This is a genomic window from Amycolatopsis sp. NPDC088138, assembly GCF_044741685.1.
In the GTDB taxonomy this organism is placed as follows: domain Bacteria; phylum Actinomycetota; class Actinomycetes; order Mycobacteriales; family Pseudonocardiaceae; genus Amycolatopsis.
Genome location: NZ_JBIUTB010000004.1, coordinates 669,064 through 684,480, shown reverse-complemented (window position 1 = coordinate 684,480; position 15,417 = coordinate 669,064). Strand labels below are relative to the sequence as shown.

The following is a 15,417-nucleotide window of genomic DNA, read 5'->3' as shown; positions in this document are numbered from 1 at the left end:
CCCGTTCAGATGCCGAGTTGGTTGTCGATGAAGTCGAAGATCTCGTCGTCGCTGGCCGAACCGAGCCGCGAGACCGATTCGTCCACTCCGGACGCCGCCGGTGCGCACCGGCCGAGCAGCGCCTGCAGCCGGGCGGTGAGCCCGGCCCGGTCGCCGTCGTCCAGTCCGGAGAGGGCGTCCCCGAGCGCCGTCTCCAGACGGCCGAGCTCGGCGAACACCGGCGCCGGGCCCGCCGCGTCGGCGGCCCCCAGCTCCCCGGCCAGGTGCGCGGCGAGGACGTCCGGGCTCGGGTGGTCGAACAGCAGCGTCGCGGGCAGGCGCAGGCCGGTCGCGGTGCCGAGCCGGTTGCGCAGTTCCAGCGCGGTCAGCGAGTCAAAGCCCTGCTCGAGGAACCCGCGGCCGGGGACGATCGCCTCCGGCCCGCTGTGCCCGAGCACGGCCGCGGCCTGTGACCGCACCAGATCCAGCAGCAGCGCGATCCGTTCCGTACCGTCCACTCCGGACAGTGCGGCGAGCACCGCGGCCGCCGGGTCCGCCTCGGCCGCCGCGCGGCGGGCCGGCGCCCGGACCAGGCCACGCAGGACCGCGGGCACCCCGTGCGTCGCCGCCCGTGCCTGGACCAGCCCGGTGTCGAGCCGCATCGGCACGAACGCCGGTTCGCCGGAGGCCAGCGCGGCGTCGAACAGCGCCAGGCCTTCGTCCTCGGTCAGCGCGGCCACGCCGCCGCGGGACATGCGCTTGACGTCGGCGTCGGCGCCCATGCCGCCGCCCTCGGTCGCCCACAGGCCCCAGGCCAACGACGTCGCCAGCAGGCCCTGGGCCCGCCGGTGGGTGGCCAGCGCGTCGAGGAAAGCGTTTGCCGCCGCGTAGTTCGCCTGGCCGGCATTGCCCATCGTGCCCGCCGCGGAGGAGAACAGGACGAACGCGTCGACGTCCCCGGCCAGTTCGTGCAGGTTCAGCGCGGCGTCGACCTTCGGCCGCAGCACGACGTCAAGGCGGTCGGGATCGAGCCCCGCGAACGTGCAGTCGTCGAGGACACCCGCGGTGTGCACCACCGCGGACACCGGATGTCCGGCCAGCAGCGCCGCCACGGCATCGCGGTCGGCGACGTCGCAGGCCGCGAACGTCACCTCGGCGCCCAGCTCGCGCAGTTCGTCGCCGAGCCCGGTGTCGGTACCGCGGCGGCTGACCAGCAGCAGGCTCCGCACGCCGTACGCGGTGACCAGGTGCCGGGCGAACAGCCCGCCCAGCGCGCCGGTGGCGCCGGTGACCAGCACCGTTCCGGCCGGGTCGAGGGACGCGAGCCCCTCGACGGAGGGTTCGGCGCGGCCGAGCCGTGGTGCGCTCGCGACGCCCCGGCGGAGCATCAGCTGCGGCTCGCCGGTGGCGAGCGCGGCGGGTAGGGCGCGCAGTGACGCGTCCTGGTCGTCGGCGTCCACCAGCACCAGGCGGTCCGGGTACTCCGACTGCGCGGACCGCAGCAGGCCCCAGACCGCGGCGTTCGCGAGGTCTTCGACGTCCGGACCGGCCGCGTGCCGGGTCCGGAAGACGATCTTCGTGTCCAGCAACCGGTCGTCGGCCAGAGCGGCCTGGGCCTGGGCCAGCGCACGGAAGACGGCCAGCCGCACGGCACCGGCGTCGGCCGGGCCCGCCTCGCACGGCAGCACCAGGACGTCCGGGGCCGCGGCGTCGTCGTCGGTGAAGGAGAGGAAGTCTTCGTACTCGCGGACTTCCACGCCGGTGGCTTGCAGGGCGTCGGCCAGCGCCGGGTCGGCACCGGCGATCGCCCAGGTGCCGGGCTGCTGCGCGGCCAGCGGGACGCCGGACCAGCCCAGCTGGAACAGCGAACCCGAGCGGGCCGGGGCGACCCGTCCGGCCGGGCGGAGCACCAGGGCGTCGACCGTGGCAACCGGGGCGCCGGTGGCGTCCGCGATGTCCAGCCGGACCGCGTCCTGGCCGGCGCCGCTCAGCCGCACACGCAGCTGGGACGCCCCGGTCGCGTGCAGCCCGACGCCGGTGAAGGAGAACGGCAGGCGGCCGGTGCCGGTGTCCTCGACCAGCGTGCCGAGCCCGACCGCGTGGAGCGCGGAGTCGAGCAGGGCCGGGTGCAGCCCGAACCCGGTGGTCTCCTCGGCGAGTTCGACTTCGGCGTACACCTCACCGTCGCGCCGCCAGGCGGCCTGTAGGCCCTGGAACGCCGGGCCGTACCCGAATCCGGCGCCCGCCAAGGCCTCGTACCAGCCGTCGAGGGGCACCTTCTCGGCTTCCGGCGGCCAGGCCTTGAGGTCCGCGGCGGCCGGTCCCGGCTCGGGGGTGAGTGTTCCGGCCGCGTGCCGCGTCCAGGGGTCCTCGGTGTTCTCCGGTCGCGAGTGGACGGTCACCGGGCGTCGGCCGGACGCGTCCGGCGCGCCGACGCCGACCTGCACCGCGACACCGCCCTGCTCGGGCAGGACCAGCGGCGTCTCCAGGGTCAGCTCCTCGATCCGCGGGCAGCCGGCCTGGTCACCGGCCCGCAGCGCGAGCTCGACGAAGGCGGTGCCCGGCAACAGGATCACGCCCTGGACGGCGTGGTCGGCGAGCCACGGGTGGGTCCGCGTCGACAGCACGCCGGTCGCGACGAGCCCTTCGCCCCCGGCCAGCGCGACGGTCGCGCCGAGCAGCGGGTGACCGCCCGGGGCGAGGCCGAACGCGCTCGCGTCACCCGGCCTCGGCGCCCCCGCCGACGGCCAGAAGCTCTGCCGCTGGAAGGCGTACGTCGGCAGCGGGACCGGCCGGGTCGTCGCCGGGCCGAACGGCCGGGTGACGTGCCCGCGCACCTGGAGGGTGCCCAGCGCGGTGACCGCGCCGAGCGGCTCGGGCCGCCCCGAGCGCAGCGCGCTCACGAAGGTGCCGGTAGCGCTCTCCTGGGCCAGCGCCGTCAGGACGGCGTCCGGTCCCAGCTCGAGGAACGTCGTGACGCCCTGGGCGGCCAGCTCGCGCACGCCGTCGGTGAACCGGACGGCCGCCCGGACGTGGGTGACCCAGTACTCCGCGTCGAACTCGGTCACCAGCTGGCCGGTGACGTTCGAGACGATCGGGACAACCGGCTGACCGTAGGACAGCGACTCCGCTATACCGCGGAACTCCTCGAGCATCGGGTCCATCAGCGGCGAGTGGAAGGCGTGGCTCACGACCAGCCGCTTGGTCTTGCGGTCCGCGAACTTCTCGGCCACGGCCAGCACGGCGTCCTCATCGCCCGAGATGACCGTGGACGCCGGGCCGTTCAGCGCGGCGATGGTCACCCGGTCCGACAGATATCCCGAAACCTCGTCCTCGGTGGCCTGGATCGCGACCATCGCACCGCCGGACGGCAGCGCCTGCATCAGGCGACCGCGCGCCGACACCAGCTTCACCGCGTCCGCCAGTGGCAACACACCCGCCACGTGGGCAGCCGCGATCTCGCCGACGGAGTGGCCGAGCAGGTGACCCGGCCGCAGACCCCACGACTCGAACAGCCGGTACAGCGCGACTTCCAGCGCGAACAGCGCGGGCTGGGTGTACTCGGTGCGGTCGAGCGCTTCCGCGTCCTCGAAGACGACCGTCCGGAGTGGACCGTCGAACTCCGCGCACACGGCGTCCAGCGCGGCCGCGAACACCGGGTAGGTGTTGTACAGCTCGCGGCCCATCCCGGCCCGCTGGCTGCCCTGCCCGGTGAAGAGCACGGCCAGTCCGCCGGTCGTCACCTCACCCTCCACAACGGACGGTGCGTGCTCGCCGCGGGCCAGCACCCCCAGCCCGGCGCGGAAGCCGTCCCGGTCGTCGGCGACGACGGCGGCGCGGTGGTCGAACGACGCCCGCGTGTCCGTCAGGGCCCGGCCGATCTCGGCCAGGCCGAGCTCCGGGTGAGCGTCGAGGTGGGCCCGCAGCCGCTGCGCCTGGTCGCGCAGGGCCTGCGGCTCGCGGGCCGAGAGCACCCACGGGTGCGGCCCGGTGGCGTCCTCGACCGGCGGCTCCGCCGCGGCCGGGACCTGCTCGATGATCGTGTGCGCGTTGGTGCCGCTGAACCCGAACGACGACACCGCCGCGCGGCGCGGACGTCCGGTCTCCGGCCACGCCCGCTGCTCGGTGAGCAGCTCGACCGCGCCGGCCGACCAGTCGATGTGCGGCGACGGCTCGTCGACGTGCAGCGTCTTCGGCAGCACGCCGTGGCGGATGGCCTGGACCATCTTGATCACGCCGCCCACGCCGGCCGCCGACTGGCTGTGCCCGATGTTGGACTTCAGCGAACCCAGCCACAGCGGCTCGCCGGCACGCTCGGCGCCGTAGGTCGCGAGCAGGGCCTGCGCCTCGATCGGGTCGCCGAGGACCGTGCCGGTGCCGTGGCCCTCGACGGCGTCCACATCGGACGGCGCGAGCCGCGCGTTGGCGAGCGCCTGGCGGATGACTCGCTGCTGCGAGGGACCGTTCGGCGCGGTCAGGCCGTTGGACGCGCCGTCGGAGTTGACCGCGGTGCCGCGGACGACCGCGAGCACCGGGTGGCCGTTGCGCCGGGCGTCGGAAAGCCTTTCCAGCAACAGCATTCCGGCACCTTCGGACCAGCCGGTGCCGTCCGCCGCGGCGGCGAACGCCTTGCAGCGGCCGTCCTCGGCCAGGCCCTGCTGACGGCTGAAGTCGATGAACGCGGCCGGGGTCGACATCACCGCGACCCCGCCGGCCAGCGCCAGCTCGCACTCACCCTGCCGCAGCGCCTGCGCCGCCAGGTGCAGCGCCACCAGCGAAGACGAGCAGGCCGTGTCCACGGTGACCGCCGGGCCTTCGAGCCCGAGGGTGTAGGCGACCCGGCCGGACGCGACACTGCCGGACGTCCCGGTGCCCAGGTAACCCTCGGCGCCCTCCGGAACGGTGTGCAGCAGCGCGGAATAGTCGTTGTACATCACGCCGGCGAACACGCCGGTGCGGCTGCCGCGGGCCGCGTGCGGGTTGATGCCGGCCCGCTCGAACGCCTCCCAGGACGTCTCGAGCAGCAGCCGCTGCTGCGGGTCCATGGTCAGCGCCTCGCGCGGGCTGATCCCGAAGAACCCCGGGTCGAACTGGTCGGCGTCGTGCAGGAACCCGCCGTGGCGGGTGTAGCTCGTGCCGGCCTGGCCGCGGTCCTCGGCGTAGAGCGAGGCGAGGTCCCAGCCGCGGTTGGCGGGGAACTCCGAGACGGCGTCACCGCCGGTCTCGACCAGGCGCCACAGCTCCTCCGGCGACCGGACGCCGCCGGGGTACCGGCAGGCCATCGCAACGATCGCGATCGGTTCGTCCACATGGGACGCCGCAGCCACAGTCTCCGTCTGGGCCTGCGTGCCGAGCAGTTCACCGGCGAGGAACCCGGCCAGGACCTCCGGGGTCGGGTAGTCGAAAACGAGCGTCGCGGGCAGCCGCAGCCCGGTGGCCGCGTTGAGCCGGTTGCGCAGCTCGATCGCGGTCAGCGAGTCGAAGCCGAGCTCCGTGAACGCCGTGCGCGCGCCGATCGCATCCGGCGTGGTGTGGCCGAGCACGCCGGCGACCTCCGCGCGGACGACGTCGAGCACCAGCGCGTCCCGGTCCTCGGCCGCGGCCAGCCGCGCCGCGAGCGAACCGGGTTCGGCGACCGCGGCGGCGCGGCGGGCGGGGGTCCGCACGAGGCCGCGCAGCAGCGGCTGCACCGTCCCGCTCGCGGCGGCCTGCGCTCGCAGGACGTCGAGCACCAGCCGGACGGGCACGACCTGGGCCTGCTCGGCGGCCAGACCGGCGTCGAACAGGCGGAGACCGTCCTCGGTGGACAGTGCGGCGACCCCGGACGACTCCAGCCGTCGCAGGTCGGCCTCGTCGAGAGTGCCGCCCATGCCGCCGGTCTCGGCCCACAGGCCCCAGGCCAGCGAGGTGGCGGATTCGCCCAGCTCACGGCGGTGCGCGGCGAGGGCGTCGAGGTAGCTGTTGGCCGCGGCGTAGGCCGACTGGCCCGCGCCGCCGAACACCCCGGCGGCCGAGGAGAACAGCACGAACGCGTCGAGGTCTTCGGTCAGTTCGTGCAGGTTGAGCGCCGCGTCCGCCTTCGGGCGCAGCACCGCGGCCAGCCGCTCGGGAGTCAGCGAGCCGAGGACGCCGTCGTCGAGGACACCGGCGGTGTGCACGACGGCGGTCACCGGGTGCTCGGCCAGCAGCGCTTCGAGAGCGTCACGGTCGGCGACGTCGCAGGCCGCGAACGTCACCTCGGCGCCCAGCTCCCGCAGCTCGTCGCCGAGCCCGGTGTCGATGCCACGGCGGCTGACCAGCAGCAGGTTCCGCACGCCGTGCGCGGTGACCAGGTGCCGGGCGCACAGCGAGCCGAGCGCGCCGGTGCCGCCGGTGATGAGGACGGTCCCGTCGGGCCGGAACGTCACCGGCGTACCCGTGGTCTCCACGGCCAAGCGCGGCGCGAGCACCTTGCCTGCGCGGATCGCCGTCTGCGGCTCACCGCTCCCGGCGGCCGCGAGGATCGCCGCGACGTCGGCGTCACCGGCGTCGACCAGGGTGAACCGGCCCGGGTTCTCGGTCTGCGCGGTGCGGATGAGGCCGATCGACGCGGCCGCGCCGAGATCGGTGATCCGGTCGTCCGGCCCGGCGGCGACCGCGCCGCGGGTGACCACGACCAGCGCGGACTCCGCGAACCGCCCGTCGGCCAGCCATTCCTGGGCCAGTGCCAGCGTCCGGTCCACTTCGGACACCTCGACCACCACGGCCGGGGTCACCTCGGTCAGCTCGGCGAGGTCGGTCACCACGGTGTAGGCGGCCGGGTCGGGCTCGGCACCGGCGGCGACGGCCGTCCAGTCCACCTTGTACAGCGGCAGCGAGTCCCCGGCGAGCTGCGCGGCCTGGACCGGGCGCAGGACCAGGGAGTCGACGCTCAGCACCGGCTGCCCGGCGGGGTCGGCCGCCTCGATCGAGACGGCGCCGGTGCCCGCCGCGGCCAGCCGCACCCGCAGCGCGGACGCACCGGTGGCGTGCAGCGAGACGCCCGACCAGGAGAACGGCAGCCGTGCCCCGTCGGCGTCGAGCACACCAAGACCGATGCCGTGCAGCGCCGCGTCGAGCAGGGCCGGGTGCGCCCCGAACCGCGACGACTCGACGTCGGCGTCGAGCGCGACCTCGGCGAACACCTCGCCGCCACGGCGCCAGGCGGCCCGCAGGCCCTGGAACGCCGGGCCGTAACCGAGACCGGTGGCGTAAAGCGCGTCGTAAAGCCCGGTGACGTCGACGGGCTCGGCCCCAGCGGGCGGCCACTCCACATCGGACACTCGTGTCACGCTCTCCGGGACCAGGGTGCCGCTCGCGTTGCGGGCCCACGGCTCCCCGCCGATCCGCGAGTGGACGGCCAGCGACCGGCGGTCGCCGACGGCGGCACCGAGGGTCAGCTGCACCGTGACCTCGCCGTCGGAGGGCAGGACGATCGGCTGCTGCAGGGTCAGTTCTTCGATCCGGGCGCAGCCGAGGTCGGCGCCGGCCCGCAGGGCCAGCTCGACGAGTGCGGTGCCCGGCAGCACGATCGCGCCGTGCACCTGGTGCTCGGCGAGCCACGGCTGGGCGGCCACGGACAGCCGTCCGGTGAACAGCACACTGTCCACTTCGGCCAGTTCGACGGCCGCGCCGAGCAGCGGGTGCCCGGTCGCGACCAGGCCCGCGGCCGCGACGTCGGCAGCGCTGACCGGGGCGTGCAACCAGAACCAGCTGCGCTCGAAGGCGTAAGTGGGCAGGTCGACCCGACGGGCACCGTCGAACAGCGCGGCCCAGTCGACGGGGGCGCCGGTCGCGTGGGCGACGCCGAGCGCCGCCACCGCGGTGTGCGCCTCGGGACGGCCCTTGCGCAGGGCCGGGACGAACGTCGCGCCGGGCACGATCTCCTGGCCCAGCGCCGACAACACGCCGTCCGGCCCCAGCTCGACGAACGTCGTGACACCCCGGGCCGCCGCCGCGCGGACGCCGTCGAGGAACCGCACGGCCTCCCGCACGTGCCGCACCCAGTAGTCCGCGTCGAACTCGGTGATCAGCTCACCCGTGACGTTCGAGACGATCGGGACAAGCGACTTGCCGTAAGACAGCGACTCCGCAACACCGCGGAACTCCTCGAGCATCGGGTCCATCAGCGGCGAGTGGAACGCGTGGCTCACGACCAGCCGCTTCGTCTTGCGATCGGTGAACCTCTCCACGACCGCCAGCACGGCGTCCTCGTCACCCGAGATGACGGTGGACGCCGGGCCGTTCAGCGCGGCGATGGTCACCCGGTCGGACAGATGTACCGAAACCTCGGCCTCGGTCGCCTGCAAAGCCACCATCGCGCCACCCGGCGGCAGCGCCTGCATGAGCCGTCCCCGCGCGGACACCAGCGTCACGGCGTCCGCGAGCGAGAGGACTCCCGCGACGTGCGCCGCAGCCAGCTCGCCGATCGAGTGGCCGACCAGCACGTCCGGCCGCAGGCCCCACGACTCGTAGAGCCGGAACAGCGCCACTTCCAGCGCGAACAGCGCCGCCTGGGTGTACTGGGTCTGGTCGACGTCGCCGTCGAGATCCAGTCCGGCGGCGATCTCGTCGAACGCCGCCGCGAACACCGGGTAGGCCGCGTACAGCTCCTGGCCCATCCCGGCCCGCTGGCTGCCCTGGCCGGTGAACAGGAACCCCAGCCCACCGCCGGCGACCGCGCCGGACTCACCGCGCGCGACCATTTCCAGCCCGGTGCGCAGCTCGGCGACGTCCGCGCCGGTCACGACCGCGCGGTGTGCGAAGCGGACCCGCCCGGTCGCCAGCGAGAACCCGACGTCGGCGGCGTTTTCCTCGCCCAGGAAGTCCAAAAGGGACGCGGCCTGCCCGCGCAGCGCCTCCGGCGTCTTGGCCGAAAGCACCCACGGCACCACCGGCATCAACGCCGGAGCGGCGGCCGAGACTGGCTCCGGGTACTGCTCGATGATCGTGTGCGCGTTGGTCCCGCTGACCCCGAACGACGACACCGCCGCGCGCCGCGGCCGGCCCGTCTCGGGCCACGCCCGCTGCTCGGTGAGCAGCTCCACCTCGCCGGACGCCCAGTCGACGTGCGGGGTCGGCTCGTCGACGTGCAGCGTGCGCGGCAGGATGCCGTGGCGCATCGCCATGACGACCTTGATGATCCCGCCGACACCGGCCGCGGCCTGCGTGTGCCCGACGTTCGACTTGAACGACCCGAGCCACAGCGGCTCGCCGGTGCGCTCGGCGCCGTAGGTCGCCAGCAGCGCCTGGGCTTCGATCGGGTCGCCCAGCGTGGTGCCCGTGCCGTGCGCCTCGACGACGTCCACATCGGACGGTGCGAGCCGCGCTTCGGCCAGCGCCTGCCGGATCACCGTCTGCTGCGCGGGCCCGCTCGGCGCGGTGAGGCCGTTGGACGCGCCGTCGGAGTTCAGCGCCGAACCGCGGACCACGGCGAGCACCGGGTGCCCGTTGCGGCGCGCGTCGGACAGCTTCTCCAGCAGCAGCATGCCCGCGCCCTCGGACCAGCCGGTGCCGTCCGCCGCGGCGGCGAACGACTTGCACCGGCCGTCGAACGAGAGCCCGCGCTGCTTGCTGAACTCGACGAACGCCCCCGGCGTCGACATCACGGTGACACCGCCGGCCAGCGCCAGCTCGCACTCGCCCGAGCGCAGCGCCTTGGCCGCCCAGTGCAGCGCGACCAGCGACGACGAGCAAGCAGTGTCCACCGTGACCGCCGGACCCTCGAGTCCGAAGGTGTAGGCGACGCGGCCGGACGCGATGCTGCTCGACCCGCCGGTGCCGAGGTACCCCTCGACGCCGGGCGGGATCGAGTGCAGCCGCGAGGCGTAGTCGTGGTACATCACGCCGGCGAACACGCCGGTCCGCGTGCCGCGCACGGACTCCGCCGGGATCCCGGCGCGCTCGAACGCCTCCCACGACGTCTCCAGCAGCAGCCGCTGCTGCGGGTCCATGGCCAGGGCCTCGCGCGGGCTGATGCCGAAGAAGGCCGGGTCGAACTCACCCGCGTTGTGCAGGAAACCGCCTTCCCGGACGTAGGACGTGCCGGCGGAATCCGGGTCGACGTCGTGCAGCGCGTCGAGGTTCCAGCCGCGGTCGGACGGGAACGGCGAGATGCCGTCACCGCCGTCGAGCACCAGCCGCCACAGGTCTTCCGGGCTGGTGATGCCGCCGGGGTAACGGCAGCTCATCGCGACGATCGCGATCGGCTCGTCGCTGCCGGACGTCGTCACGGTGACGCGGGCGCGGCTCGGGCCGCCGGACAGTTCGGTGCCGAGGTACCCGGCGACCTTGGCCGGGTTCGGGTGGTCGAACACGAGGGTGGCGGGCAGCCGCAGGCCGGTCGCGGCGGCGATCCGGTTGCGGAGGTCGACCGCGGTGAGCGAGTCGAACCCGAGGTCCTTGAACGCCCGTCCCGGCTCGATCTCGCCGGCGTCGGCGTGCCCGAGGGCCAGCGCGACCTGCGTCCGGACCAGGTCCAGCAACGCGGTTTCCCGGTCGGCCGTGGACAGCTCGGCGATCCGCGAGCCCAGCGTCGAGGCGGCCGCGGTGGTGTCCACCACGCGGCGGACGGGCACCCCGGCCAGCCCGCGCATGATCGGCGCGAGCGCGCCGGTGGACGCCTCGGCTCGCAGGGCGGCGGGATCGATCCGCATCGGGATCAGGACAGCGTCCGATGTGGACAGAGCGGTGTCGAACAGTTCGGTGCCCTGCTCGGCGGAAAGCGCCAGCACGCCGGCGCGGCTCATCCGGGCGCGGTCGGCGTCGTCCAGCGACGCGGCCATGCTGCCGCCCGCCGCCCACAGGCCCCAGGCCAGCGACGTCGCGGGGAGGCCCTGGGCGCGGCGGTGCGCGGCGAGGGCGTCGAGGAAGGTGTTGGCGGCCGCGTAGTTGGCCTGCCCGGCGCTGCCGGTGATGCCGGAGGCGGACGAGAACAGGACGAACGCGCGCAGGTCGGCGTCCGCGGTCAGCTCGTGCAGGTTCAGCGCGGCGGCGGCCTTCGGGCGGGCGACCGTCGCGAGCCGCTCCGGGGTGAGCGCGGAGATGACGCCGTCGTCGAGCACGCCGGCGGTGTGCACGACGGCGGTCAGCGGGTGCGCGGCCGGGATCGCGGCCAGCACCGCGGCGAGGGCGTCGCGGTCCGCGACGTCGCAGGCGGCGAAGGTGACCCGGTCCCCCAGCTCGGCGGCCAGCTCGGCCGCGCCGTCGGCGTCGGCGCCGCGGCGGCTGAGCAGCAGCAGGTGCCGGACGCCGTGCCGCTCGGCGAGGTGCCGGGCGAACAGCTTGCCCAGCGCGCCGGTGCCGCCGGTGATCAGGACCGTGCCTTCGGGGTCCAGTTCGGACGCCGGGTTGTCGTCGCGGGCGACCCGCGCCAGGCGCGGGGCGAGCACGCCGCCATCTCGCACGGCGGTCTGCGGCTCGCCGGTGGCGGCCGCCGCGACCAGGTCGCCGATGCCCGCGGCCGCGTCCAGGTCGACCAGGAAGAACCGGCCGGGGTTCTCCGACTGCGCGGACCGCACCAGGCCCCAGACCGGCGCGGCGGCCAGGTCGGTGACGCCCGCCTCGCCGACCGGCACCGCGCCCCGCGTGGCCACGACCAGCGCGGACTCGTCGAACCGCGCGTCGGTGAGGAACTCCTGGAGCACGGCCAGCGCCCGCTCCGCGGCGTCGTCCCCGGCGAACCCGGCGACGACCACCTCCGGCACGTCGTCGCCCAGCTCGACGGCGCCGCCAAGACCCAGCTCGTCCGGGCCCATGACGACGTACTCGTGCCGCGCCGGGGTGACCGGGACGGCCGTCCAGTCGACCCGGAACAGGCTGTCGTGCCCGCGGGTCCGGGCGGCCGCGATCTGCTCGGCCGACACCGGCCGCAGCACCAGGGACCCGATCGAGGCGACCGGGCGCCCTTCGGCGTCGGCCAGGGTGAGCGTGATGGCGTCGGTCCCGGCCCGGCTCAGCCGGACCCGCAGCGCGGACGCACCGGTGGCGTGCAGCCGGACATCGGTCCACGCGAACGGGAGGCTGCCGCCACCGGTCTCGGTGAGGAAGCGGCCCAGGCCGACCGCGTGGAGAGCGCTGTCGAGCAGCGCCGGGTGCAACCCGAACGGCGCGGCGTCCGTCCCGGCGGGCAGCGCGACCTCGGCGAACACGTCGTCGCCGCGCCGCCAGGCCGTCTTCAGGCCGCGGAAGACCGGGCCGTAGCCGAAGCCGCGCTCGGCGGTCCGGTCGTAGAAACCGGTCAGGTCGACCGGCTCCGCGTCCGCCGGAGGCCACTCGGCAAGTTCGTCCTGAGTGGACTCTGCTGTCGTGGCCAGGATGCCGGAGGCGTGGAGCGTCCACGGCTCGTCGTCGAGTCGCGAGTGGACGGTCAGGCTGCGGCGGCCGTCGTGGTCGGGCGCGCCGAGGGCGAGCTGGACGGCGACGCCGCCGGTCTCGGGCAGCACCAGCGGGGCCTGCAGGGTCAGCTCTTCGAGGTGGTCACAGCCGGCCTGGTCCCCGGCGCGGACGGCCAGCTCGACGAACGCGGTGCCGGGCAGCACGGCCGAGCCGGACACCCGGTGCTCGGCCAGCCACGGGTGCGAACGCAGCGAAAGCCGTCCGGTGAACAGGAAACCGTCACCATCGGCCAGCCCGACGGCGGCCCCCAGCAGCGGGTGCTCAACGGCGTTCAGCCCGGCGGAGGTGAGGTCGCCGGGGCCGGAGGTGGCGAGTTCGGGCCAGTAGACGGACCGCTGGAAGGGGTAGGTGGGCAGCTCGACGCGGCGGCCCTCGGGCAGCAGCGCGGCCCAGTCGGGCACCGGGCCGCGCACGTGGACCTCGGCGAGCGCGGTCAGCAGGGTGCGCTCCTCCGGCCGGTCCGCACGCAGCACCGAGCTGAAGGAAGCGTCGACGCAGTCGGCGCCCATCGCCGACAGCACGGCGTCCGGGCCCAGCTCGAGGAAGGTGTCGACCTCGTTGGCGCGCAGGGTGCGGATGCCGTCGAGGAAGCGGACGGCCTCACGCACGTGGCGCACCCAGTAGTCCGAGTCGAACGACGTCACCAGCTCACCGGTGACGTTCGAGACGATCGGGACAACCGGCTGACCGTAGGACAGCGACTCGGCAACACCGCGGAACTCGTCGAGCATCGGGTCCATCAGCGGCGAGTGGAACGCGTGGCTCACGGTGAGCCGCTTGGTCTTGCGGTCGGCGAACTGCTCCGCGACCGCCAGCACCGCGTCCTCGTCACCCGAGATGACCGTCGCGTTCGGGCCGTTCACCGCGGCGATGCTCACCGCGTCCGACAGGTGTGGCGTGACCTCGGCCTCGGTCGCCTGGATCGCCACCATCGCGCCGCCGGAGGGCAGCGCCTGCATCAGGCGACCACGCGCGACGACCAGCTCAGCGGCGTCAGCGAGCGACAGCACGCCGGCGACGTGCGCGGCGGCCAGCTCACCGACCGAGTGGCCGAGCAGGAACCGCGGCTGCAGCCCGAGGTGGGTGACGAGGCGGTAGAGCGCAACCTCGACAGCGAACAGCGCGGGCTGGGTGTATGCGGTCCGGCCGAGCAGCTCGGCGTCGTCCAGGACTGTCGCGAGAGGACGGTCGAGGTGGACGTCCAGCGCGGCGCGGACCTCGTCGAACGCGGCCGCGTACACCGGCTGCGTCCGGTACAGCTCGGCACCCGCGCCGACCCGCTGGCTGCCCTGGCCGGTGAAGAGGAAGGCCAGCTTGCCGTCGGACACCGTGCCGCGGACCTGGCCGGGACGTTCGACGTCCTCCGCCAGGGCAGCCAAGGCGTCGGCGAACCCGGCGCGGTCCGCCTCGACGAGCACCGCCCGGTGCTCGTGCGCGATCCGGGTGACGGCCAGCGAGTGACCGAGGTCATCGAGGCGGACGTCGGCGTCCAGCTGGCCGCGCAGCGACGCGGCGAGTTCGCGCAAGGCCGTGCCACTGCGGGCGGAGAGCACCCACGGACGCAGCTTCGGCTCTTCCGCCGGCCGGGCAGCGGCCGGTTCGGACACCGGCGCCTGCTCCAGCACGACGTGCGCGTTCGTCCCGCTCATCCCGAACGACGAGACCGCCGCCCGGCGCGGCGCACCGGTCTCCGGCCACGGCCGCGCCTCGGTGAGCAGCTCGACCTCACCGGCCGTCCAGTCCACTTTGGACGACGGCGCGTCGACGTGCAGCGTCTTCGGCAGCAGGCCGTGCTGCATCGCCTGCACCATCTTGATCACGCCGGCGATGCCGGACGCGGACTGCGTGTGCCCGATGTTCGCCTTGAGCGAGCCGAGCCACAACGGCCGTCCCGCGGGCCGGTTCCGGCCGTAGGTGGCCAGCAGCGCCTGCGCCTCGATCGGGTCGCCCAGTGCGGTGCCGGTGCCGTGCGCCTCGACGACATCCACATCGGACAGTGCGAGCCCGGCGGACGTCACGGCCTGCCGGATCACCCGCTGCTGCGCGGGGCCGTTGGGGGCGGTCAGGCCGTTGGACGCGCCGTCGGAGTTGACCGCCGAGCCGCGAACGACCGCGAGGACCGGGTGGCCGTTGCGCTGGGCGTCCGAAAGCCGTTCCAGCAGCAAGACACCGACACCTTCACCCCAGTTGGTGCCGTCGGCGGCCTCGGCGAACGCCTTGCAGCGGCCGTCGACGGCCAGCCCGCGCTGACGCGAGAACTCCACGAACGCGCCCGGCGTCGACATCACCGCGACACCGCTCGCCATCGCCAGCCCGCATTCGCCGTTGCGCAGGGCCTGCACGGCCAGGTGCAGCGAGACGAGGCCGGACGAACAGGCGGTGTCCACGGTGACCGCCGGCCCCTCCAGGCCGAGGGTGTAGGCGATCCGGCCGGAGACGACGCTGGCCGCGTTGCCGGTGCCGAGGTGGCCCTCCATGCCGTCGCGGGCGAGCAGCAGCAGGGTCGCGTAGTCCTGCATGTTGGTGCCCGCGAACACGCCGGTCTTGCTGCCGCGCAACGACTTCGGGTCGATCCCGGCGCGCTCGAGCACCTCCCACGACGTCTCCAGCAGCAGCCGCTGCTGCGGGTCCATCGCCAGCGCCTCACGCGGGCTGATCCCGAAGAACGCCGGATCGAACTCGGTGGCGCGGTCCAGGAAACCGCCCTCACGGACGTAGCTGGTGCCCTGGTGGTCGGGGTCCTCGTCGTAGATCGCGTCGAGGTCCCAGCCGCGGTCGCCGGGGAACGGCGTGATCGCGTCGGTCTCGTCGACCGCGAGCTGCCACAACGCCTCGGGGGTGTCGGCGCCGCCGGCGTACCGGCAGCTCATCGCGACGACGGCGATCGGCTCGGTGTCGGCCGACTCGGCCGCGGCCAGGCGCTGCCGGGTCTCGTGCAGATCCGCGGTGACCTTCTTGAGGTAGGTCACCAGTTTTTCTTCGGTCGCCATGTCAGGCCTGCCCCTCATTCCCCAGTGGACGGTT

General features: G+C 74.4%; 1 protein-coding gene. It reads right to left on the bottom strand.

Going from position 1 to position 15,417, the window contains the following annotated elements:
• Positions 1 to 5 precede the first annotated feature (5 nt).
• On the bottom strand, positions 6 to 15,383 hold the full coding sequence (locus tag ACIOD2_RS24030) for an SDR family NAD(P)-dependent oxidoreductase (RefSeq protein ID WP_400541881.1): 15,378 nt from the start codon (positions 15,381 to 15,383) through the stop codon (positions 6 to 8).
• Positions 15,384 to 15,417 lie beyond the last annotated feature (34 nt).